17 protein-coding genes and 2 tRNA genes are annotated in these 24,937 nt (G+C 41.3%); 8 read left to right on the forward strand and 11 right to left on the reverse strand.

Features of this window, described 5'->3' with window-relative positions; all coding sequences use genetic code 11:
• Positions 1-579 precede the first annotated feature (579 nt).
• A complete protein-coding gene (locus RM368_RS31455; RefSeq protein WP_322697686.1) occupies positions 580-2,772 on the forward strand; it encodes a polysaccharide biosynthesis tyrosine autokinase in 2,193 nt (730 codons plus the stop codon).
• A gap of 359 nt (positions 2,773-3,131) precedes the next feature.
• On the forward strand, positions 3,132-4,277 hold the full coding sequence (locus RM368_RS31460; RefSeq protein WP_322697687.1) for a SpoIID/LytB domain-containing protein: 1,146 nt from the start codon (positions 3,132-3,134) through the stop codon (positions 4,275-4,277).
• A 116-nt stretch (positions 4,278-4,393) separates the two neighbouring features.
• Here RM368_RS31460 and RM368_RS31465 read toward each other — a convergent pair whose 3' ends face one another.
• On the reverse strand, positions 4,394-5,698 hold the full coding sequence (locus RM368_RS31465) for a hypothetical protein (protein ID WP_322697688.1): 1,305 nt from the start codon (positions 5,696-5,698) through the stop codon (positions 4,394-4,396).
• A gap of 216 nt (positions 5,699-5,914) precedes the next feature.
• Between RM368_RS31465 and RM368_RS31470 the strand changes: the two genes are divergently transcribed.
• The gene (locus RM368_RS31470; RefSeq protein WP_322697689.1) at positions 5,915-6,394 is read left to right on the forward strand and encodes a hypothetical protein; all 480 of its coding nucleotides are present in this window, start codon (positions 5,915-5,917) and stop codon (positions 6,392-6,394) included.
• Between the two features lie 89 nt (positions 6,395-6,483).
• Here the strand turns inward: RM368_RS31470 and RM368_RS31475 are convergent.
• From RM368_RS31475 to RM368_RS31500, 6 genes are all read right to left on the reverse strand, one after another.
• Positions 6,484-6,555: transfer RNA gene (locus tag RM368_RS31475), tRNA-Gln, on the reverse strand.
• Between the two features lie 252 nt (positions 6,556-6,807).
• Positions 6,808-7,605: a WecB/TagA/CpsF family glycosyltransferase gene (locus RM368_RS31480; protein ID WP_322697690.1), complete on the reverse strand. Its 798-nt coding sequence runs from the start codon at positions 7,603-7,605 to the stop codon at positions 6,808-6,810.
• Positions 7,606-8,092: 487 nt separating this feature from the next.
• Positions 8,093-8,347: a hypothetical protein gene (locus RM368_RS31485; protein WP_322697691.1), complete on the reverse strand. Its 255-nt coding sequence runs from the start codon at positions 8,345-8,347 to the stop codon at positions 8,093-8,095.
• A 33-nt stretch (positions 8,348-8,380) separates the two neighbouring features.
• Positions 8,381-8,464: transfer RNA gene (locus RM368_RS31490), tRNA-Leu, on the reverse strand.
• A 105-nt stretch (positions 8,465-8,569) separates the two neighbouring features.
• Positions 8,570-9,697: an alpha-hydroxy acid oxidase gene (locus RM368_RS31495; protein ID WP_416212274.1), complete on the reverse strand. Its 1,128-nt coding sequence runs from the start codon at positions 9,695-9,697 to the stop codon at positions 8,570-8,572.
• A 457-nt stretch (positions 9,698-10,154) separates the two neighbouring features.
• A complete protein-coding gene (locus RM368_RS31500) occupies positions 10,155-10,388 on the reverse strand; it encodes a hypothetical protein (RefSeq protein WP_322697692.1) in 234 nt (77 codons plus the stop codon).
• 160 nt (positions 10,389-10,548) lie between these two features.
• Here RM368_RS31500 and RM368_RS31505 point away from each other — a divergent pair, with 160 nt between their 5' ends.
• Positions 10,549-12,714 carry a flavin-dependent dehydrogenase gene (locus RM368_RS31505; RefSeq protein WP_322697693.1) on the forward strand — a complete coding sequence of 722 codons (2,166 nt, stop codon included), beginning with the start codon at positions 10,549-10,551 and terminating at the stop codon, positions 12,712-12,714.
• 289 nt (positions 12,715-13,003) lie between these two features.
• Here RM368_RS31505 and RM368_RS31510 read toward each other — a convergent pair whose 3' ends face one another.
• A complete protein-coding gene (locus tag RM368_RS31510) occupies positions 13,004-14,530 on the reverse strand; it encodes a hypothetical protein (RefSeq protein WP_322697694.1) in 1,527 nt (508 codons plus the stop codon).
• A gap of 1,041 nt (positions 14,531-15,571) precedes the next feature.
• Here RM368_RS31510 and RM368_RS31515 point away from each other — a divergent pair.
• The 4 genes from RM368_RS31515 (at position 15,572) to RM368_RS31530 (ending at position 20,724) form a co-directional block, all read left to right on the forward strand.
• Positions 15,572-17,026, forward strand: coding sequence for an aminotransferase class V-fold PLP-dependent enzyme (locus RM368_RS31515; RefSeq protein ID WP_322697695.1), 1,455 nt, complete (start codon positions 15,572-15,574; stop codon positions 17,024-17,026).
• 160 nt (positions 17,027-17,186) lie between these two features.
• Entirely contained in the window at positions 17,187-18,551 is a 1,365-nt protein-coding gene (locus RM368_RS31520; RefSeq protein WP_322697696.1) for a sulfite oxidase, read from the forward strand.
• A 96-nt stretch (positions 18,552-18,647) separates the two neighbouring features.
• Positions 18,648-19,445 carry a sulfite exporter TauE/SafE family protein gene (locus RM368_RS31525; RefSeq protein WP_322697697.1) on the forward strand — a complete coding sequence of 266 codons (798 nt, stop codon included), beginning with the start codon at positions 18,648-18,650 and terminating at the stop codon, positions 19,443-19,445.
• A gap of 286 nt (positions 19,446-19,731) precedes the next feature.
• Positions 19,732-20,724, forward strand: a complete 993-nt coding sequence (locus RM368_RS31530) for an RNA ligase (ATP) (protein ID WP_322697698.1) — start codon at positions 19,732-19,734, stop codon at positions 20,722-20,724.
• A gap of 66 nt (positions 20,725-20,790) precedes the next feature.
• On the opposite strand, the gene RM368_RS31535 is transcribed toward RM368_RS31530, so the two are convergent.
• From RM368_RS31535 to RM368_RS31545, 3 genes are all read right to left on the reverse strand, one after another.
• A complete protein-coding gene (locus tag RM368_RS31535) occupies positions 20,791-22,287 on the reverse strand; it encodes an Ig-like domain-containing protein (protein ID WP_322697699.1) in 1,497 nt (498 codons plus the stop codon).
• 52 nt (positions 22,288-22,339) lie between these two features.
• Positions 22,340-23,116, reverse strand: coding sequence for a TIGR03943 family putative permease subunit (locus RM368_RS31540; protein WP_322697700.1), 777 nt, complete (start codon positions 23,114-23,116; stop codon positions 22,340-22,342).
• A 101-nt stretch (positions 23,117-23,217) separates the two neighbouring features.
• On the reverse strand, positions 23,218-24,270 hold the full coding sequence (locus RM368_RS31545) for a permease (protein ID WP_322697701.1): 1,053 nt from the start codon (positions 24,268-24,270) through the stop codon (positions 23,218-23,220).
• Between the last annotated feature and the right edge of the window lie 667 nt (positions 24,271-24,937).

Consider the following 24,937-nt stretch of genomic DNA (forward strand, 5'->3'; position numbering starts at 1 on the left):
CTCCGTATTATCTCGTAGTCTTTTTCAGAAATCAAATATGATTCCTATAGATGTATCAATAATATACAAATAGTATGGTTTAAATATTTTTATCAATGTGTTTTTTTTATTACAAGTTATCAAAATCACTTTAATATATCTAGTAAGATTGTGAGTTGGATAGTTTTATACTCAAATACTTAGGAAAAATAATTAATTTTTCGTCAAGATTTTTATTCCTTAAATAAAATATTTATGAAAAATTTATCCTTCTAACACTGATTCAGAATTTATATGCATGAATTGATGAACATGAAAGCGCCAGTTGGCATAATGTTGTGCCAAATTAGCTTGTCATTGTTGGAAGAAAAATTAAGTATGCGATCGCAGCTATTATACCATTTGGAAAAATGATTGCGACACATGGATTTACACCAAACCAGACGTACCAAGGCAATTTCCAATCCAAAATCTAAAATCGTTCGACTGAGCGTAGCCGAAGTCTAAAATCTAAAATGGTATTAGGTGTAAAAAAATCATTTCATATTTCTCATAAATCTTCCAATAAATATAGTGTTTCGATATTAGAGGAGTTTAATAGTGGCTAAGACTAGTCTGAATCAAGAGCAACAGGTTACTACTTCAACACAAGGCGCAGTTGACATCAGACAACTATCTACTATTTTGCTTCGCCGACGCTTTCTAATATTTGGGGTTTCCTGTGTAGTTATGTCAGTTGCTAGCCTTTTGGCTATCAATACCAAACCTACTTACCAGAGCAATATGCAGATATTGGTGAATTCCAATTTATCTGAAAGATCGCAGCCAAATACTCAAGTTACTAATTCAAATTCTCAAGTTGTTGATTCCACTACTCAGATGAAACTGATGCTGAGTTCTAAGTTGCTTCAGAAAGCTGTAGATTTACTCCATTCTGATTATCCTGAGCTTACTTTACAAGATATCAATGGTCAAAAACAACATAACAAAAAAGCACCTTTAGAAGTAACTCCAGAAGCGGGAGGTATAGGAGCAAATAAAGTTTTTAATCAAACATTTAAAGTTTCTTTTCATGATGACGATCCAGTAAAAGCACAAAGAGTACTTCAAGCGCTACAGAAAGTCTATCAAAACTATAACAAACAGCAGCAAAAAGAGCGTCTGAATCAGGGATTAGCTTTTGTAAATACTCGCTTACCTGAAATCAAAAAAGAGGTAAGTAAAGCTGAGAAAAACTTAGAACAGTTTCGCCAAAAACATAAATTAGTCGATCCCGAAGTCCAAAGTAAAATTCTGCTAGAATCTCTAGCCGATATTCAACAACAATTACAAACCACTCGTGCCAACCTTCAAGATGTAAACGCTCGCTACGATAATCTAGAGCAACTAATAGCATCTTCGTCTCAGCAGAATACACTACTCTCTTCTCGTTTAAATCAGTCAAGCCGCTATCAAGCATTATTAAGTGAAATTCAAAAGACTGAACTAGCTTTGGCTAAGGAGCGGCTTCGTTACACAGATGATTACCCATCGGTACAAAAATTAAAACAGCAACGCCAAAGTCAACTTTCTCTTTTACGAGAAGAAGTAAAAAATATTACTAATACTAGTAAGGAAAAACCTTTATTCAAAGGACAAATGTTAGGGGTCGATCCAGCGCTAGTAGATGAGTTTGTTTTGGTACAGACAAGTGTTTTAGGACTAACTGCCAATGAAAAGAATTTAGTTGAATCAGAACAGCAACTACGCTCTGAGCTAAACAAATACCCAAGCTTAATAGCAGAGTATAATCGTCTGCTGCCAAAGGTAGAAACTAGTCGCAAAAACCTTGAACAACTAATCCAGGCGCAACAGTCATTAGGACTGAAAATTGCTCAGGAAGGATATAACTGGCAAGTTTTGGCAGAACCTTCTCCCGGTATTTATATGGGCAACAACAGATTATTCCTGTTGGTTGGAGGAGCAGTAATTGGGCCGATTTTAGGTATCTTAGCCGCTCTGATTTTGGAAAAGTTTAATGACGCTATTTATTGTGCCGGAGATTTAAAGAAACTGACGAACCTACGTATATTAGGATCGGTACCCAAACTACCGTCACGTGGTGTCAAAAAACGGCGGCTTGGCCTGCCTTGGAATCTCCGAAGAAGCTCAGATTCTTCTGTAATAGAAGCCAGTAATAAATTGCCTGTCCATGAAACTTTGGACATGATCTATCAAAATATTCAAATATTAAAATATCCCTTACCATTCAAGTCGCTGATGTTTACTTCAGCACTACCAGGGGAAGGAAAGACAACCTTAGTCTTAGGACTTGTAGCTAGCGCTGCCCGGATGCATAGACGGGTATTGCTAATTGACGCTAATCTACATAATCCTAGCTTGCACAAAATCCTGGAACTATCAAATGATTGGGGACTCTCTCTGTTATTAGTTGATGAGACAACGACTCATTTTCAAGATTACATCCAGCCGATTCACCCCTCTATTGATATTTTGACTGCTGGGCCAGAACCAGAAGACACAGTGAAGTTGCTCAGTTCTCAACGGATGAAAGAACTAATAGAGCTATTTGAGCAAAGTTATGATTTAGTACTAATAGATGCTCCATCTATTTTAGGCACGGTTGATGCCAGGATTGTGGCATCTTTTTGCAGTGGTATTGTAATGGTAGAGCGGATGGGGAAAGTGACTCGATCTGAACTGACTCAAGCAACAGAAATTTTAAGTAAGTTGAATTTAATTGGAATTATCGCTAATGAAGCGAGCAATTCTCAAAAGGTATTGGCATCGTAAATCAAAGAAAAAAATTTCTCTTCCACAGCAGTCAGAAGCAGTCAGATTTGGACGATTCACTTTCCCTAATTTCTGATTTCTACTTGATTAGGACTTACGCAAAAACTCTATCAAACTCTTATTACTTCTCTGCGAGACGCTGCGCGAACATGTACTTTGCGTCTTTGCGGTACCCTTCAAGAAGCCACTTCATGTCTACGTTTTTTCATAATTTTGCGTAAGTTCTACTTATATTTAAAGCAAAATGCATAATTAGTAGGAGGTGGCAACCTCCCGCGTTGGAGAACTGTCTCATCTTAAAGTAGTAGACGCCATAATCCAGAGCGTCAATTAGATACTAGTGTGATTAGACGATCGGTATGAAATTCCAACTTTACTTAGGCTCTTTATTTTCTCAGATTAAAGTACGTTATTGGTGGGTAAGTATCTTTTTGTGGATAGCTTTGGTTGCCCCAGCCCAAGCGTCTGTAATTTTACGCGTGGCAATTGAGAGAGGCGTTAATCAGGTAAAAGTGGGCAGTTCCACCACTGGGATTGTTAAGGATAGTACTGGCCGGACTCTTGGACAGTTGCCAGCAATGAGCGCATATTATGCCCAAGCCGTTCCTGGCGGAGTTGGTTTAGATAAGTGGCAGTCTGGTTTATTTTGGATTGAGCCAACTGGTAAAGGATTTGTTTATATTGGCGATCGCTGGTATCGGGGCAGAACTCTGGTTGTCCCCACAGAAAAAGGCTTAACGGCTGTTAACTGGGTTGACGATCAAGAATATCTCTACAGCGTTCTTGGTGGGGAAATGGATGCTAGCTGGCCCCAAGAAGCACTAAAAGCTCAAGCGATCGCAGCCCGCACTTACGCCCTCTACGAACGAGAAAGACAACGCAATAATCCCGTTTACGATTTAGGCAATACCCCCGATCGCTGGCAAATTTACAAAGGTGTCATCAGTGAATCTCCTGCTACTTACGCGGCAGTGGATTCTACTTTAGGGCAGGTACTAACTTACAAAAACCGGATTATTCTCTCAGTCTTCCACGCTTGTTCTGGCGGACACACTGAAAACGTAGAAGATGTTTGGGGAAGCAGCGAACCTTATCTACGTGCTGTTCAAGACTACGATCAAAATATCCGCGAGTGTAATTGGGTGAAGACCTTCTCGCCCAGTGAAATTAGCGCTAAATTTCCTGATGTGGGCAGTGTGACAGCGATGATTCCAGAGACATACTCACCTTTTGGCAGTGTTAAAGTTTTAAAAATTGTCGGTAACAAGGGCACGAAGGTGCTACAGGGTGAAGAAGTGCGAACAGCCCTTAAGTTAAAAAGTACCAAATTTAGCGTCACTAAGGGGGGCGATGGTAGTTTTGTACTGCAAGGCCTTGGCTATGGTCATGCTTTAGGTATGAGTCAGTGGGGGGCGTACAATCTGGCTCGGCAAGGAGTGAACCATCTGCAAATTTTGGGACATTATTATCAAGGTGTAGCTCTAACACCAATTCAGGCGAAGTAATCAGGGATTGGGCATTGGGCATTGGGCATTGGGCATTGGGCATTGGGCATTGGGCACTGATTATTAATTCTTCTCCCCCTGCTCCCCTGCCCCCTGCTCCCCTGCCCCTCTACTTCCTATTCCCCACTCCCACGTTCTAAGCGCCGTTGCCATTCAGCATCAATTTTTGCAGAACGTTCAACTTCTTGGTCGAGTAAGTCAGTTTCGCTAGAATACACTAAATCTTCGTTGCCGATGACTTTTTCTGTTGCAAATTGTTGAGCATAGTTGATTTTTTGTTGCAAAAGTGCATCAGGACTTGCTAATACCCTTGCTCTGGAAAGGCGATCGCGGTTGCGATCGCCTATTTTGCGATTACGCCACCCAATCCAGAAATAACGCAATAACGGTATACCTAAAAAACCTACTCCGTAAGCCAATAGCAGCCAATAAATTCCTTGTACAAAAGCTACCAGTCCACCTAACTGGACGGCAACAGTTCCATCTCTCAATAAACTTCCCAGTACTAAAGCACCAACAAAATTTAGTATCCCTAACCCAGCACTCAGCATAATTTGCCCAGAACTTGCGGCACTAAAACGCCAGGGAAATTCCTCTAAACGATCTGATATTGCATGACGGCGCTTTTTAACTGCACTCACCTGCAACTCTGGGAAATAATAAACAATTTGCCCTTCTGGACTTACCCCTGGTTGCCCATTAAACCGCGTTAGAACGGGCAGCATATAATCTTCGTACTCTCTTGTGTATCCTTCGCCAATGTCATCCAAATATGGGGCAATTTGTTCTGCTACTACTGCACCACGGTTACTCCGAATCACCGTAGCAATTTCTTGCCAGCGACGTTCTTCTAAGTTGGCGTTTGGATTACCATCGCCAAACAAAAACGAAAACACAGCTTCAAAGAAATTTAGATTGCTTTCTTGTTGCCTTTCACGTCGCGGTTCCTGGTAGTGGGTGTGGGTGTCATAATTTGGGCTAAGATACCAAAATAAATTTGGGAAATAGAAGAAGCCCCCACCGCCGGAATTACTGCCCCGATTGTCGCCGTCACGGTCTGAATTGGCAGCAGTAACGATCATAAAGATGGTAATAGTTATCAGAGCGATGGAAACAGTTAAGAAAATTCCAAAAGAAATGCGAATCAGGTAAAACAGAACACTCCAGACTTTTTTCCACCATTCCTGCAATCGTAGCCGAAAGTATTTATTACGCAAAATTGCTCGAAAATTTTGTGGAAAAAGGAAAACTATATCACCTGAATCCGCTACCTGCAAATGCCCGCCAGCATCAGATGCCAGAGCTAACAAGCTTTGATTAGCTTCAGCGACATTCAATCCTGCCTGAGTTGCCACATCACCAACAGTGACACGGTAGCCCAGTTGTTCCACAGCCTGCATGATGGTGGGACTGGGAGCCATTGCTCTCCCCTCCTATTGAAAATTATTCCTTTTCTTAAGTATAAAGTTTTATTTTGAGCGACTTAGCTGGGATAGAGGTAACAATTCAAAATTCAAAGTGTTGACCTTCGGTCTTCAACTCTTTAATTGACTAGACAATCAACAAACGATCTGACACGCAAAATGATATAATTACTTGCTTCGGCTTGGTTAAATCAGCAAATTTTCTGCTTAAATATGGTTCAATACACTCTCGCTCAAAGCCCAGAAATTATCCTTACTGTTTCTGGAAAAGATTCAGCCAAAGCCCGTGATAAAGCAATGGATCAGCTAATGGAACTGATGGATGCAGGTAAGCTACCCACGGAACTGGAAGAAGGATTTGGCCCTCAACAATTAATTGAGGTAAAAGAGTCAATTATTGATACTGCTAATGGTGAAGATACGATTACACAAGCTGTTCAGATTCTAAGTAACCTGGCCACGCTCAAACTGAAAGTTCAGGAGTCACGATCTGAAGCGTTGGAAATTCGTAAAGCTGTTGATATTCTATTTACCGATGACTCGGTGACAGAAGAGGAAATGACTCGACTCAAGGAAGGTTTTAAAGTTCTCAAAAACTTTGCCCAAGCTAATGTGCGTTACCAAGAAGCACGAGCTAAAGCAGAACTAGCTAGGCAAACCCTAGATCGAGCTCTCAAATCCCCTGATAAGTAACATTTACAAAATTAGATGCATTGAGATACATCTTAAAAATTCAATTAAATACTCTAAAAGACAGGCATAATAGCCTGTCTTTAGATTAACTGGGGCGCTAGGATTCGAACCCAGGGATGGCGAGACCAAAACCCGCTGCCTTACCACTTGGCGACGCCCCAACAATTTCACTACGGTTAATATAACACTTAGTCCTGGGTTAATGTCAAGTACTTTAATAGTTGATTTCAGATAATGGGTTTTTACAGCAGGATAGTGATTGGTGGGAATCCATGTATTTGAATTCTTTCATCACTTCAGGTGAACCCTTGAATCTTCGTGCTTCAAGCAGAAGATTTTTTCCTGAGCATCTAAAGTCTGGTTCTTTTGATGATGAACCGCTTTGAGTCTCGTCTTAACCTATTTCTTTTTCTTTAATCTCCAGTCTCGTGAAGAAAGACGCCTGCAATCCGACTTGATGATAGTAGTTGCTTAGTAGCCAACCATATAAAGAGTGGAATAGTCTTAGCATAGCGGCCGCAAAGTCGGCGCGGTTCTTGAATCCATCGATATAGCCATTCAAGTCCTAAGTCTCGAACCATGCGGGGTGCGCGCTTATGAATTCCGGCATAAACTGGGAAAACTCCACCCAGTCCAATCATTACAGCTTGTATTTTGCCTTTATGTTGAGCTATCCAATTTTCTTGTTTGGGACATCCCAAAGACACTAAGACAGCGCTAGCACCACTAGAGTTAATCTTTTTAACCAAGGCTTCGTCTTCAATTTCAGTTAGGGGACGAAAGGGTAGAGGTTCCATTGCCGCAATCTTTATCTGCGGAAATTCCTTTTCTAACCTGTTTTGCATCCTAGACAGAATTTCTGTTTGGGAACCCACAAAGAAAATGCTCAGATTTTGTGTTTGAGTTAGCTCACACAATGCGAGAAAAATATCCATCCCTGCTACACGGTTTTGGTAAAGCGCTCCCATTTTTCGCATCATCCAAACCAGAGGCATACCATCAGGAGTAACTATATCTGCATTTCGCAATACGGTGGCAAACTCTGGATTCCAATGGGCTTCAATGAGCATGTGTACATTGGCTACATATACAGTTTTACTCTCACGCCTACTCGCCCACTTCACTATTGTTTGTATCTGCTCGTCAAACCGTAAAGCAGTAATAGGAAAATCAAGCACTTTTTTAGTAGGTAGAAGCACTCTCGCCACCATCAATAACTCCTGTATCCAAGAAAACAATTCATAGATTACCTAGACCAATCGCAACGATTTAATATTTGGATTGGATAACTCTTGACTTTTTGTAGGCTTGTGTGATTGTTGGAAGTTAACACGTGGAGGTGCAATTGCGTTTTTAGTATACTTTTGGCTTAATCGGTAATACTACAATGATTTACTGCTGTGTCCTAGCTTACTGTTTTATGTTAAGGATTTTAGACACTGCTTGACAAAATTCATACTTCCTTCATAATTAATTTTTAATTAGTTCATCCAAGCATTATAATTGCGATAAATTCCTAGAGAAAAGCTGGATGTTCAAGTAGTATATACTACTTGACAACTTAAGTATAAATGTAAAATGCTAACCACTTAATCTCCGGGTTTTATACGTCAATATGCGCTTTAGAAGTTGAATTAATTTAGTATATTTTAATGAATATAATTTTTTCTTATATTTTCCAAATTTATTACAGATTTTTTAATAATGTAGTGTCTGTATTGAAAAATCTCTAAATTTTCTTTTTTTCTGAAATAAAAGCCCAAAAAATAAGGGAAAGATAAATTTATCTTTCCCTGGTCTATCGTTTTTGTTATTGTCTGGCTTGTTACTTTCTTTAAGTCTTTGGCGTAACATTTGCCTTTGTTTTTTTAGTTGACGCTTTCTAGCAGAACCGCCTCTACCTTTATCATTTCTGCCTTCTTTGCGCGGAGATTCCCATCTTTTCAGGCGCATAAGTTTTTAACCTCTTTATCACTTGCTTGATAGTGGGCAGGAGGAGAATCGAACTCCTATGACCGTAAGGCCGCCACATTTTGAGTGTGGTGCGTCTACCAATTCCGCCACCCGCCCTTGCATCTAACCTTAACTAGTATACTCTAATTAAGAGATTTTGTAACAAGTCTGAAAATTATTTCTCAAAGTTTTGCTGGAATCACATTTCTAACAGTTCTCCGACTAAAAGCGTGGCAGGGTCAATAAACTAGGGTCAATATCCTGCATTTTGGCGCAGCCGCTAAGTGCCATTGCTACATTTAACTCATCTTGTAGGAGTGAGATGACATGAGATACGCCGATTTGCCCTGCTATCGCTAGTCCCCACAAAATAGGTCGTCCGATTAGTACTGCTTTTGCTCCTAATGCCAGAGCTTTGAGAATGTCTGTGCCTCTCCGAATGCCGCCATCCAACACTACTTCTACCTTACCATCCACTGCGGCTACTATTTCAGCGAGGGCATCTAAAGAAGCGATCGCACCATCGAGTTGTCTGCCACCATGATTGGAAACAACAATTGCTTTGGCTCCATATTCTACAGCCCGCACGGCATCATCTGAGCGTAAAACTCCTTTAATTATTAAAGGTAGCCCAGATAAAGACTGCAACCATTCCAAATCGTCCCAAGTGACTGCTGGGTTGAGTTGTTGGGCAAAGTAGGTAAATAATCCTGATTCACCTTTTTCATGGGAAATGTCTAGTCCTGAGATACTAGCAAGATTAGCCAGATGTAAATCTTGAGGTAAGGCAAATTCATTACGTCTATCTCTCTCGCGCTGTCCGAGAACAGGTGCATCCACAGTGAGACAAAGTGCTTTGTAGCCTGCTTTATAGGCTTTTTCTACCAAAGCACGAGTTAATCCCCGGTCTTTATGGATGTAAAGCTGGAACCACCGCAGAGAATCTGGAAACTGATTACATGCAGTCGCCACTTCTTCAATGCTTTTTGTTGCCATTGTACTTAACACCATACCCACACCAGCTGATGCAGCAGCTAGGGCCGTGGCAACTTCTCCGTCTGGATGGGCTAGACATTGAAAAGCCATCGGTGCAATTAACAAAGGTAGTTGCAGGGGTTGTCCTAAAATGGAGGTACTTAGATTGCGATCGCTCACATCGACTAATATCCGAGGTCGCAGCTTGACTCGCTCAAAGGCAGCACGATTATCTCGTAATGTGATTTCGTCCCAAGCACCACTGCTATAGTAATCAAGTGTCGTTTGAGATAGATATTCTTTTGCTAGCTTTTCGTACTCAAAAAGATTGATGGGTTGAAAGCGATCGTTAGTGGATAAATCGGTAGACATCATTAAATCTAAAATAAAACTTTTGTCGTAGTGAGCGATTTATCGCTCTGCATAAGATTTTAAATGGCTAGAGCCGCTGACTACGATTATTCTTTGTCAAGGCTTGCAAATGTATTTATTTTTACTTAGTTAGCGATCGCTCAACAAAATTATCTGCCGAGGCGTTGTTCAAACAGCATGAAGATTTCTCTCAAAAAAAAGACCTCTGGCGCAAAGCAGAGGTCTTTCTGTTTCAGAACATTGTAAAATTCATAAACAGCGTAAAACGCTGATATGGTTAATTTAGTGGCTTCTATGCGACGAACACAAAAATAGCAACCCAATTGCTAATCCCATACTGACCATTATTATTACTCCTATACCAAAAATGCGTAGGCACAGCCCGTTGCAGGCATCGCCAACATTTAGTAGAGACCCAGAAATCTAATGCTGCGACCAGAACTTCATCTTATGCAAGGTTTTAGGAGAACTTTTCCCAGCATTGGGCAACTAATTGGCTTAACCAGCGACGTTGTTCCCGATCCAGCAGCGGATCGTCTGCTAACAACTGAGCGGTTAATTCTTCCAAAGATTGACCCTGAGCGCGGACAATTTTAATTACTCCAGCGATCGCACTGGCAACTAGTTCTTCATCAATTGGCTGTTGTCGCAGAGCAATAATTTCTTGGGGACTGTCTGGAATGGGATAATTCATGGCGTGGGTTTACAGAAATACAAAATGAACAATAAATTTGACAAACTCTTAAAATTTCTTCACTGAATCTTTATGAAACTAATAGGGCGGAGTTTACCTTACTTTATGCCTTAAGAAAATCTGTCTTAGTGAGTAGATTGATGGGAGATGTCAGGAAAAAATGAAAGAAATCCTTTATTTAGAAGTTCCAACTCCAGAAACAGAAACTGTGCGTAGTTGGTTACAAACAGATTTTGAACCTGGAAATGGAGAAAAAGTGCTTACTTCGGAAGGCTTTCGCCTTAGAATAGCTAGTGCTACTACAGATACTGGAGTGGCTCCTTCCGAAAACTTGCCTACAGAACTTTCGGTATTTGTCTGGTCGGTGCAACGAACTACCTATCTGAAAGTGTTTCGTTGGGCAGAACAACCTTTTCCCAGTGAAGGACAAATTCTGCAATGCTTGACCAAGGAAATCAGAAGCCGTTTTCCGCATCATTACCCAGAACCGCCAGGAATTGATTTATCCCAGCAATCAATATTTGCCGCACTAGGTTCTACTTACCCCCTTACCGTCAAGTATTTTCAGAAAATGCCCAACGGTGAATATGACCTGACTCGTGCCTATTGGTGGGAAAAACGATGGCGCGAAGGGGTGCAAAATCCGCAGCAGCCGCGTCAAGTGGTGTTTTCGCAAAGGAGCAGGGGAGCAGAGGAGCAGGTGGTCACTGAGCGTAGCCGAAGTGGGAGCAGGGGGGAAATAAGCAATGCCCCATCCCCCATGCCCTATGCCCAGTACGACATCATCTATATTGGCGGCGCATTAGGCGTAATCCATGCAGCACTGATGGCAAAACTCGGATATAAAGTCTTGCTGGTAGAACGAATGCCCTTTGGGCGGATGAACCGAGAATGGAATATTTCCCGCGACGAGATTCAAAGCTTGGTTAACTTGGGTTTACTCACCCCCGCTGAGTTAGAAACCATCATTGCCAGGGAATACAAAGACGGATTCAATAAGTTTTTTGATGCTAATAATCCAGCCAAGCTGCGATCGCCCATCCTCCACACACCCACAGTCCTAAATTTAGGCTTGGATTCCGAAAAATGGCTCCAAATGTGTGGGCAAAAATTGCAAGCGGCAGGCGGTGAAATTTGGGATGAAACAGAATTTATCCGTGCAGATATTGATATATCACAGGTAGTTTTGCAAGTCAAGCATTTGCCCAGTCAGATTGAGAAGCAAGTAAGTGGACGACTGCTAATAGATGCAATGGGAACTGCGTCCCCCATCGCTTGGCAATTAAACGGTGGTCGTGCCTTTGATAGTGTCTGTCCGACAGTGGGAGCGGCAATTGAAAGCGGATTTGAGCCGGGAGTATGGGATTCCCAATATGGGGACGTTCTTAACAGTCATGGGGATATTTCGCGGGGAAGACAGTTGATTTGGGAATTGTTTCCCGCAGCAGATGAGGAACTGACGATTTATTTATTTCATTACCACGAAGTCAATGCTGAAAATCCCGGTTCTTTGCTGGAGATGTACGAAGACTTTTTCACGATTTTGCCAGAGTATCGCAGGTGCGATATGGACAAATTGGTGTGGAAAAAGCCGACATTTGGATATATACCAGGGCATTTTAGTGTGGGAAGTAGCGATCGCACAGTTGCCTTCGATCGATTGATTGCGATCGGTGATGCAGCATCACTCCAATCTCCCCTCGTTTTCACCGGTTTTGGTTCCCTAGTTCGCAACTTAGAGCGCTTAACAACGCTGTTGGATACTGCCCTCAAACATGACTTATTGAGTTTCCGCCACTTGAACCAAATTCGCGCCTACCAAAGCAACGTTTCCGTGACTTGGCTATTTTCCAAAGGGATGATGGTTCCCACAGGGAAATTTTTACCACCCCAGCGGATTAACTCTATGCTCAATACCTTTTTTGGGCTATTAGCAGACGAACCGCCAGAGGTGGCAGATAACTTCATCAAAGATCGCTGTGATTGGTTAACCTTTAACCGTTTAGCACTGAAAGCAGCTAGGAAAAATCCTGCCTTGCTTTTATGGATTTGGGAACTTGCTGGGCCTAGAGATTTAGGGCGATGGCTTGGTAGTTATTTCAACTTTGGTCGTCATGCCCTGGTTAGTGCTTTATTAAGTCCGTGGTTCGGGCGCTTCTTGAATCGGGTGGGTTTTTGGCTAGAACCCCGAAATCCCGGCTTGTGGCTGTGGTTATTGGCGATTAATTATGCGATCGCCACAGGCAAACCGCGATCGCCAAGTCAGATGGCAAAAACCAACCCAGAAGCCATAATTCCGAAGTCAGAAGCAAGAATTCTGAATTAGTCATTAGTCATTAGTCATTGGTCAGTTGTACTGAGCATAGTCGTTGGCACAACCTCTCCAAGAGTTGTATTGGTCATCAGTATTAGAAAAATGACTAAGAGGTTGTTTGAAAAGTGTTTCGCTGTGACTTTAGGCACTTTAGATCCCCCCTAACCCCCCTTAAAAAGGGGGGAACCGGAGTCAAAGTCCCCCTTTTTAAGGGGGATTTAGGGGGATCTAAAACTTTTGATACCGACAAGAGGACTTTTCAAACATCCTCTAAGGACAAATGACTAATGACAACTAATTCTTAACTCTTAGGACGAAAATTCGGCAGTTCTACAGATGCCAATGACTTACGCCCTTTGGGTGGACGCTGAGGATAAACTACTGGTGAAGGTGAATTGTCATCATTGGTGTTATCACCTAATGACTCTGAAGACAAATCACTTGCTGACAATTGTGAAACTTCTAACCAGTAATCTTCAGTTTCTCCAACAGGCGTTTCAGTGTGAGATGGATTAGAGGAAAGCAGTAAGTTATTGGCTGGTGAAAGCACAGAATCCGTCGTCCAAGAAGTAGAGGTAGTTGCAGAAGGATTAATTTCTGCTTCCAAATCTTCCTTCTGTGGATTTTTTAGTTCCTCATCGTCTTCTAAGATTGTTGCTAAAGTATCCCAAATAGGCACATCACTAACATCCGTTTTCGCAGCAGGTGGTGGTGATGTAGATGCAGGCTGGGAGGTGAAAAACATTTGGATTAAACTATCTAATTGCCGATCTAAATTTGATGAACCTGAAGGTGAAACCGCTTCAGTTGTATCTGAAGAATCATCAACTTTTGGAGATGGCGCGGGTTGTGTTGGTGTTGGCGTGTCTTTCTTAACTGTCCAGTTCCAAGGAGATGATGGCGGTGTTACAGGAGCTTCATTTCTTTGGAATGGGATTGGTGCTGAAGGTTCACCCCAAGAATTATCTAGATCGTTACTTAATGATTCTTCTTCTGCTGACCAAGGTTGAATTGGCTGGGCGTTAGCAAACAAAGACCGAGCTTTTCTAGAAAATCTTCCTTGGCTACTAGTTATGTCTTTAGGATGTTTTGCAGCATCTTCTAAGGAGTCATAGCTAGGAACCGATGTATCTAGACATTTTTCCAAAGCTGCTTTGAATTGCAGCGTCTGGCGTTGTTGTCGCATCAGTCTAGTACGTAACTCCCGACAAACATTTTCTGATTGCAATAACTGCTGAGATTGTTCGTTGTTATTAGTGTGTAGCAACGTACATTCTCGCTCTAACTGGGCTAGGCGCTGTTGGCTAATTTCTAGCTGTGCTTTATAAGTATCAGTAAAAATTTCCTGACGTTGAACAGTCTGTACAGCAGTTTCTAATTGTTGAAATAAAGATTTTATCTGTTCTTGAGCCGCAGCTAGTTCCTGAGTGTGTTGGTTGAGCATCGACTCACTAACGCTGGAGCGCGTTTTCTGCCACTGCAAAACCTTTTCTGACTCAGCTAGGTTGTCTTTTAGCTGCTCCACTTGTTCATACAATTTATTGTTAGCCGCACGTAATTCTTCGTTCAATGCCAGCAGTTTCTGAAATTCCGAGTCAATAAGTGCTTGTTTGCCGCTTTCAGGCTCTGCAACCCAGTCTTGCTGGGTGGTATCTTGTAAAAATTGTGTATCTTCAGCTGGCATGAGGAGTGGCAGTTTTTTAACTGTCATATTGTCATTAGGCACAACTGAGTAAAAGGGACAATTCGCCTGCTCTGATTGTGGCGAATTAGCAGAATTTAGAGATTCCATCACAGCCCCCTTGTTTGAGGTGTCAGCTTCATTCATCACTCTTGACTCACCTGCTTAAAAATATTCAGCAGTGCTGGCATTAGCATTGCTTATCAACTGTGAACTGTGTCTAATCAGGGTTTGCTCTAGAAGCTAAGTTTAACTCTCTACAAGCACCAGCAATTAATCATCAATTGGTGTTCCCCATTTTGTATCTAGACTGATGCCGTTATAACATTATGATCCTCTGCCCCGTCAAGAAGAGGTGGAAGGGGAACTCTGGCCGCCTTTGAAGATAGGCCAGAGAGGAGAAACCCGATACATTAAAAATTAAACTGTATTGGCTGGCTGATGAAGTTGATGAAGTTTTTTACATAAAAAACTGCCCTTAATTATACTTTATTCTTTAATATCGCATCTGTCTTAAGATATAAATTATGATTTTTTCCTGAAATACATTTTGTAATTCCTGATTGAGTACTTAGATTTAGATTTAGATATAGATGTCCGTACAAGTATCTACTCTTCAATGATAATTCTCTCATCCGAAGCGATCGCTATTTAATGTCAGCAAACAACTAAGAGCTTTCGCTATAACTGCAATCTTAAGAGATCCCGTTCAATACGAGTAAATACTTATAAAGTCTTAATAAAGGCGTAACAATTCGTTTCAGTAAAATATAAAACTTTTTTAAAGAGTAATCTCAACTTAGTGAGGGCTTTTTTTCTCGATAAATACTTTGCCAGTAAGGAATTGCAGGTTTCATTAGTTATAAGCTTTTCGCTCGACTTATCTTCAATACGTCAAGTTTGTTTAATGACTGGAATAAAATCGTTTAAAGTATACTTTACTACTTAATAATATTATTTACACTATATAGTAATTTACAATAAAAATATGTAAATTGAGCATTAATACGGATACTATTTTTAATGATTTTATTAAAGAATAATTGTAATAACCGCGGTTTCTACTAGAAGTAAAGTAATTATAAAGACCATAATTACTGAAAATTAATTTGGTTGTAGCGCGAAATAAAGTGTTGCAGCAGTTAGGCTTTTTCAAAAAAATCAAAATTTAAAATCGGGGTGCTAAAGATGACTGATATACTTGCAATGAGTGCAAATATCAAGCAAGAAACTGCTAAATTACCACTGTTTGTAGAAAATTGTGACAGCTTTTGGGACAAAGAAATCAGACCGTTATTTACAGATGAGTCTCTATCTTTCAAGGTGAAAACTCTTAACGGAAACTATGTCAAATACGTGAACTTGGATAATGGAGCTACAACCACACCCTTTGCAACCCTCAAGCAGTACGTGGACGAAATGCTTGACACCTATGGCAGTGTACATCGAGGTTCTGGACAAAAATCCATCATCACTACACGAGAATATGACGCCAGTCGAAACATCATTCGGGATTTTGTCGGGTCATCTTCAGACAACTATGTAATCTTTGCGAAGAATACAACAGAAGCAATTAATGGAGCCGCCACACTTTGGGCAAAAAAACCTGGGAAAATTTTAGTTTCTGATATTGAGCATTCATCTAACCTACTGCCTTGGGTTACTAGAGACGAAGTTGTGCAGTACAGAACGCAACCAGATGGAAGTGTCAGTATTGCAGAAATTGAAGATATTTTCAAGGCACACCAAAATCTCCCCGAAGCCGAGCAAATTAAGTTAGTAACTATTACAGGTGCTTCAACAATTACAGGTTACAGACCCCCAATTTACGAAATCGCAGCTTTAGCACATCGGTATGGCGCGAAGATTTTTGCCGATGTGTGTCAGTTAATTCAGCATGAACGAGTCGATATGCGTGCTGATGACGATCCATGTCATTTAGATTTTGTAGCTTTCTCTGGACATAAGATGTATGCTCCTTATGGAACCGGGGTTTTGCTGGGGCCAAAGGAATTTTTTGATAGCTCCTACCCTTATCAAATTGGCGGTGGAAACCTACCTTATATCACCAGAAACTTAGAGATTAAGCGTTTTTATACAGAACGGGCCCATGACCCCGGAACACCAAACGCAATGGGTGCGATCGCTATTGCCAAGGCGATTGAAATTATCGAAGCAGTAGGACGCGATCGCATTGCTCAGTACGAACACTCTCTAGTTGAATTTACATATACACGGCTTGGGCTGATTCCTGGTGTCAAAATACATATTCCCGGAGATAATTTAGCCCATGTTATTCCCTTTGATATTGATGGATTTGACGGACGCTTAGTAGCAGAAATTTTGGCACAAGAATACGGTATTGGCGTTCGGGCTGGGGCTTTCTGCACTTATGAATACATTCGCAAACTCAAGAATATTTCAGACGAGCAAGACTGTGAGATTGCTCAAGAAGTAGATAGAGGAATTACACGGAACATTCCTAGTATTATCCGAGCCAGCTTTGCTGTATATAATACATTAGAAGATTGCGATCGCTTTATAAATGCGATCGCTCAAATAGCTAAAAACGGATTGTCTCACTATTTGCCCAACTACACACAAGATCCGATAACCGGTGTTTGGACAGCGATAAACAGCTAGTTTTTTCAGGGCATAGAGTATGGGGCATTGAGCATTGCTTATTTCTCACTGCTCCCCCTACTTCTTCATCAAGCCTTATTCTGTGTATCTTAAATTACGAATTACAAACTTGTACTGAGCTTGTCCTGAGTTTCGACTGCGCTCAACTACCGCGTAGTCGTTGGCGCAGCCTCTCGTAGAGAAGGGCGTAGCCGAAGTATTACGAATTACGAATTATAAATTACAAGGGGGTAATAGCTTGAGCGATGAAAACCTCTTTGACCAAGAGGATTATCTAAAGGCAAGAGTTGAACAGTGCATCTGGCAAAAAAGTACAGATGCGGGTATTTCGCGCCAGCGCTTTCTAAAAATACTAGCTACTATGGTTGGCGCCACAGCCATCGGGGGATTAGCTAAACCTGCGCCTGCTCACAGTCAGACAGCTATTAAAACTAAAGGCAGCAAAATACTTAAGCCATTGCCACCAGGGTATATCTCTCATAGCAAAGGCACATTAGAGATGAACTGGGAAGCGATGTATGGGCGTGGTTATTTAGTACCAAATGATTGGTTCTATGTTCACAACCGCAGCGCACCTCCCCCTTTTGATCCGTCTACATGGCGTTTGCAAATTCATGGAACTGGCGTTTCTGCCCCCTGTGATTTTACTTACGATCAAATCATTGCCATGCCATCCATCTCAGTCACTTGTGCCATTGAGTGTGCTGCTAACGGTCGGCGCTTCTTTGAAGAAGCTTACAATACACCACTCCCTGGAACACTGTGGAGACTTGGGGCTATTGGTGTGGCTGAGTGGACTGGTGTACCACTTGCTATGTTATTAGAACGAGCTGGACTGAAATCCACAGCAAAAGATGTACTCGTTGAGGGTGCAGATGTGGATTCGTTGGACTCAAAACAGACAAATAAATCCAAGTTCAGCAGTGTAGTTCCAATTAGCAAAGCATTAGCAGATAACTCGCTCGTCGTCTACGCCATGAATGGAGAACCGTTACCTCCAGATCATGGCCAGCCGTGCCGTGTGTTATTCCCTGGTTGGGGAGGAAACGCCAACGTTAAATGGATTGAGCGAATTGAGGTTTCCCAAACGCCGATATATACGCAGTGGGTAACAAAGCAAATGGTTCTAGTTGGTGCAGATTACCCAGCGATCGCTCCATATAAAGGTAAGCTGATTACCTATCAAAATGTTAAGAGCGCTTTCGAGTTGGCTTGGCCAGCTACGCTTGCTGCTAAAACCCACTTACTACGTGGACGTTCTTGGTCTGGGAAAGGAAAAATTATCCGTGTGGAAGTCAGCCTAGATGGCGGCAAAACTTGGCAATTTGCACGACTGAGAGAACCAAATTTTCCATTTGCGTGGGTACGCTGGGACATTGAATGGAACCCACTTCCTGGAGAATATTTTCTCCAAGCTCGTGCTACTGACAATTTAGGTAACACACAATCGAGTACAGTTCCGTGGAATGACGGTGGGTTGCTCTATGGGGGCGTTGTTAGCCATCCGGTGACAGTACAGGCATGAGAAAAATAAGGGAGACCAGGGGTAGAAGAAGAATAATCTATGCCCCATGCCCAATGCCCACTCAGTACTATCAGTTCTCTAGAAAAATAATTATTTATGATTGATTTTAGTTGGTTTATTTTAGTGAGTGGAGGTTTAATATCTGGAGTCATAGCTGGACTTTTAGGAATAGGTGGCGGTATTATCACAATTCCTCTTTTAGTCACACTAGGTTATACTCCCGTTCAAGCGATCGCTACTAGTAGCCTTGCTATTGTGATTACTTCAATTTCTGGAAGTTTGCAAAATTGGTGGATGGGTTACTTTGACTTTAAACGAGTAATTTATTTAGGAATTCCAGCTTTTTTAACTACTGGAATAGGTGTATATTTCGCAAATAAAATTCCATCTTATATAATACTATTTACATTTGGTATCATACTACTTACTAACATCTATCTGATTGAGCTTCGCAAGCAACTATCCTTCAAAGAAATAAAGGATACAGCCCCAGTATTCAACCCATTAGTTTCTAAAATTGGCACTGGGGGAGCAGCAGGAATTTTAGCAGGTTTATTCGGCTTAGGTGGCGGTACGATTATGGTGCCACTACAAATGTTATTACTGGGAGAGGAAATTAAAGTAGCAATTCAGACTAGTTTGGGCGTGATTGTCATCACTGCTATAGCTGCCTGCACAGGACATACATTAGAAGGCAATATTTTGTTTGCTCAAGGTATGGTTTTGGGATGTGGCGGTCTTTTAGGTGTTCAAATGAGTACTCGCACATTGCCAAAACTACCAGATTCTACTGTGAGCTTAGTGCTTCGCATCTTCTTAGGAATACTATCAATTTATATTTTTTGGGAAGCTTGGATAAATTATCAACAAATAATTACTATTCATAATTCGTAATATCAGGTTTGTTTGATTACTTAATTAACTCAAAACCCAGGTTAATGCACTCTAGTAGTGTGGCAAGACATTAGATTTATGCTTTATTTTTAAAGCTAAAGACGACTATGAGCCTTTACCTTCAAAAACTATTTTAGCCTTGTCACACTACTACAAAAGAGTCAAAGTCTAAGTTTTCAAAAGTTTCAGCTTTAATTTTACAAGTATGTACGGCTAGCTACGCGCACATACTTTGTAATAAATTTAGAGTTTTTCTAAAATAGATTTTTTTGAACATAGATGAGCTATGAGTATTTTTAAAGTTGAAGTTGTCAAAATCAATAGTATTAATCCTCATCCCAATGCTGATAGGCTAGATATTGCCTCTATTGAAGATATGGGGTATCAGGTAATTATAGTCAAAGGTAACTTGAACCCTGGAGATTTAGCTTTTTACTTTCCTATTGATAGTGTTATTCCAGAAAAATTTTTAGATGAGTTTGGTATTCGTAACTACTACTCAAAAAAACTGCGTGCTGCGAAACTTCGCGGAATTTTTTCTGAGGGTTTGCTTATTCCCGTTGGTAAAAACTTTACGGGAAATGTCGGAGACGACTACACGGAGTATTTTGGTGTAACAAAGTACGAATATCCAATTCCTCAAGGAATGAGCGGGGAAGTAGAGAGTTTTATTGGACATTACAAATTCCCCAGTCCAGAAAACCTAAAACGTTACAAAAACATCCTAATGGAAGGTGAAGAAGTTGTTGTCACAGAAAAGTTGCACGGAACTAACTTCACTGTCTTAGTTGATGCTGATGGCACAACTAAAATTGGCAGCCATAATTACTTCTGGAAAAACAGCGAAGTCAACAAAAAATTAGTTTATATTCGTGCTTACAACGAAAACGAAGCTTTCCAGAAACTTCCGTCAGGAACTCAGATTTTTGGTGAAATCTACGGCGTGCAAGATATCAAATATGGCTTGCATAATGGCAATATTGGAATTGCTATATTTGCTGTGCGTCGCGGGAGCTATTTTCTTAATTACAGCGATTTTGTGGCTTTTTGCGAGGAATTTGCTTTGCCGAGAGTACCTGTACTTTATATCGGTGCTTACACTTGGGAAGCGGTGTCTCAGTTCAATAATGCCAATAGTGTAGTCAGTCCCAGTTGCATCATGGAAGGCGTTGTTGTGCAACCGATCATTGAGAAAACGCATCCAGAAATAGGTAGAGTCGTCTTGAAGTTGATTAGCGATCGCTATCTGCTCCGTAAAGATGGAACTGAACTCCATTAGGTTCAACTTAAGTTTTGGTGTTGCCACTTTAACTGACCTTCCAAAGTCGAATTACGAATTATTCGCTCAAGGTAGCCACCGGGGATGAAATCCGGCTAAGGGGAGTTGTTCTGGTCTAATTTCAACAGTCGCAGCATCAGCGATGGGCAACAAGGGCATTAACCATAGACTACTGGTAGCAATAACATCTCCATCATCAGTTTTCAAAGTGTTGGTGGGTAATGATCCTGGGGGATTTGTCTGCGGTACTACTTGGTCAAATAACAAGCCCAAACCGTCAGCAGATAAACTCATTTGCACATTCCGTTGAGCGGGAGGCAGTACTAACAGTGGTTTCTGTTGCCCGGTTTTCAAATCAATTGCCACCACATAGGGCTGTTCTATGTATTGTTCTTTGGATACTAGCTGTGTTAGCAAGCAGTAGAGGGTGGGTGAAGCAATGTCAAATTGGCAACTGAGAATTGAACCTGTTGTTTTTAATAGCTGTTTCTGTAAGCCTTGGTTTGTCACCAAAAATAAATCCCGCGTATAATCTGTATTAAACTTTACCATCGCGGCTTGAGAGCCATCTTTGGAGAAAGCTTGTACCAAACCAAACTGCGGCAGAAAATCCAAAGGTTTACTGGCATCATCTTGCAGTGGTAAAATTGCTGCTCCCTGTCCTTGAGCAACTGCTACAGCTTTACTATCTGGTGTCACCATAAAGTCTCCTCCCGGCTGGCTTTTTAGACGTTTCGGGATGGGTTTTTCTGCTGAACCATCACTGTTTGCTGGCATAAACCATAGTCCAAAGTCGCCAGGATTAGTTTTATTTCCCCGCTGGATGACAATAGTTTGTCCATCAGGTGATAAGTCAAATTTCAGGTTTTGATAATCTTTACTATCTAAAGTCAGGTCAACTTTGCCTTCTGGTTCTGCTTTTTGTCCAGATTTAGCAGAAACGCCTGTTGTCACCGTATACAGTTGGGCTGAAAGTAAGTCTTGATTGTTTGCGGCGCGAGCAGAAAATAAAATTTTCTCCCCATCAGGAAATGACTCAAAGTCGATTACTATCAGGTCTTTGGGGGTAAGTACCCTTTTTTGCTCTTGGGTTAAGTTGTAAAGAACTAACCGTCCCTGTTCTTCTTTGTCGGTTCCGATGTAAAGGATAACGCGATCGCGTGTACGGAAGCTACCTGTAAAGGGCTGTATCAGTCGATTTGTACCTTCTTGCTCTGCAAACTTATCTTTAGCTCCTTGTAACTGCACTTTATAATTTGTGCCATAAGGGGCTGGTGTCACCAGTGTATAAACCATCCGCCGCCCCGCCCAACTGAATTTACCTGCTAGGGGTGGATCGATTTTCAAGTTATCCTCGACGCTTTTTGTTTCCATTGGGCGGCTGAAGGTGAGAGTGAAGGAATTATCTTCTGCCCCAATTTGTTGATTTTGCCAAGTAAATTCTCGGACACGAGCAGTTACCACATCACCTTGCAAGATGATTAACCCAATTAGCACACTCAGCAGTAACATTAGTGCGATCGCTATACGATCCAGTGGTTGGAATGCTTTAGATTTAGTCATTGGTTATTTGTCATTTGTCATTTGTCATTTGTCATTTGTCATCAACAAATAACTAATAACTATAAGGATTTTGGGGTTGAGGAATCTTTTTGAGAGAGGTAGCGGCAATGGTAAGTTGGCGTTTACCTGCTAAATTTTCTGTCACCATTTGTCCTTCTACTTCCAGCCATGTATCAGCAGAGTAACGCTCTTGATTATTTTGTAGTTTAACGGGCAATCCCACAGGGTAAGCATCTGCTGCACAACAACTTAAGACAAATCGTGCTAAAAACAAATATTCTTTTCCTATATCGGGCGGGTGAATCACAAATCCCTGCACCTTGACTTTTTGCCCTGTATATGTATCAGGCTCAGGATAGACATTGACGGTGCGTACCCAGTCTACAAGCGATCGCTCCTCTGGACGAACAGTAACCCGAAAGGCTTGAGGTTTGACACGTGTGCTTCCCAATAAATCAGCCGTCACGCCCCTTTGGAGTGCTTTGTCACTAGCAAAAACTTGCGGTGTAATGATAAAACCTAGAATCGCTGTAGTCAACAATAAAGCACTGCCCCAACCAGGGGGAAATAAACTAATATGCTGGGTGTTTGGTGGCGTAACATCACGGCGACGCCGTTGCCAAAGTTCCTGCATCTTGAATAAACCAATAACGATCAAGCTGATACCAGTTACAATCACGAACCAAATGTAATTTGGATGAATCAACAGGTTCAGCTTATTAGTTAGCCAATATCTCAACATCAAAATGCCCCAAGCAGTAATTGCTAGAGCATCCAGCCAAGGAAGTAACAGGTTTGGGATTTTAGATTTGGGATTTTTGTTAGTCATTAGTCACTTGTACTGAGCGTAGCCGAAGTATTAGTCATTGGTCATTTGTAAAGGACAACTGACAAGGGATAAAGGACAACTGACAAATGACAAATATTTTCTTAAAAGACGTGCAAGTTCAGGAAAAGAGTGAAGACAAATGTCAACTGTGCTGCTAACGCAAACAAGTAAAAAATAGTCTTGGGTTTAAAAATAGATAACATCAAACCAACACTTTTGATGTCAATCATTGGCCCAAACACCAGAAATGCCAATAATGAACCGCTGCTAAAGGTTGAGGCAAAAGATAGGGCGAAGAAAGAATCAACTGTAGAACAAATTGATACTATTACAGCTAATATCAGCATGACCACAATTGAGGTAATGGGCCCAGCACCCAAACTGAGAACTAATTCACGGGGAGCTAGGACTTGAATAGCAGCAGCGATCGCACTTCCTAAAATCATCACTCCGCCCAATTCTCGCAATTCTTGGATGCTATTATCCACAACTAGGCGCAGTTTAGCTGCTAGCGGTTTATCAGCAGTAGAGACTGAGGTAGGCAGTACTAAATTAGGATCTATCCGTAGAGGTATACCTGCTTTTCCTCCTAAGATATAAGTCCCTGATTGCAACAGATTCGGTACTGTTTCTTCTTGTTGTCCTTGGTAAGGCTTACCACGGCGTTTAGTTTGGGGCTGCGCGGCTGGATTAAACTTCATATAACGAGCGATCGCAGGTTGGACTATGGGATTTAAGTCCTTTTGAAAACTGAAAACAAACCCGATAATTGTGGCAATTGTTAGGGAAAATACGACTCGTAAGACTACTATTTCTGGCTGATCTCGAAATGCTGTCCAAGTGGCCCAAATTACAACTGGGTTAATTGTTGGTGCTGCTAGCAAAAAACCAATTGCGACTGGTGTGGGTACTCCTTGAATCAGGAATCGCCGCGCTACCGGTACATTCCCGCACTCACACACCGGAAACAAAAAGCCGATCGCACTGCCAACTAAAGCACCCAACAGCGGGTTTTTGGGCATTTTTTCTACTAGTTTGCGCTCATCAACAAAAAACAGCAGCAAACTGGAGAATAAAACCCCAAGAAGCAAAAAAGGCATCGCCTCGACTAGCAGACTTAAAAATAGCGTAAAACCATTGTTCAGTTGATTCATGAGCGTCGCAGTCAAAAGCGGTTTTTAGTTTTAGGGTTCTGCCTAGCCATTCTATCGAAATGGGGATCAAAAGCAGTTCGGGAAAATTAAACATTATTTAAGTAGCAAGTTATCCTATCTTCAAAATAGCGGTTAAGCGCTACAAACCTTGGCTTCACACGAGTTCGTGACTTTTAACTGAGTGCATTTACTGACAACGATCATTTCTAAGATTGTCTAAGTTCAGAAATTGTTCCGGTCTAGAGGGCAAGTAACTGCACAAATGATTTGAAATTACCTATGTTTATACTTACAGTAATTTGCTGGATAAGATATTAGTGCGGCTGTATTTTCATCAAGTATTCACAGTTCTTCAAAATTTGGGGTATGCGTAGTCCATCGTAGACATCGTTATTGGTTGCTATCATCATTGATTTTGACTAGTTATAGCAAAATTCGATCTGAGCTTTGGTTGATTTTTTACTACAAAAACTTTAAAAAGGCAAGTCCAAAGTTTAGCAGATACAGGAAATAATACCAATTCAAAATTCAAAACTTGTACTGAGCTTGTCGAAGTATTCAAAATTCAAAATTAGGGAAGCTAGACAGAACAAAGGTTTGTCCGTATGTATCTGTAGCATTCTTTTTTAAAATTGGTACAATTGGGGGAATTTTTCGGCGTTAGCGA

This window comes from Nostoc sp. DedSLP03, assembly GCF_034530815.1.
GTDB lineage: Bacteria > Cyanobacteriota > Cyanobacteriia > Cyanobacteriales > Nostocaceae > Nostoc.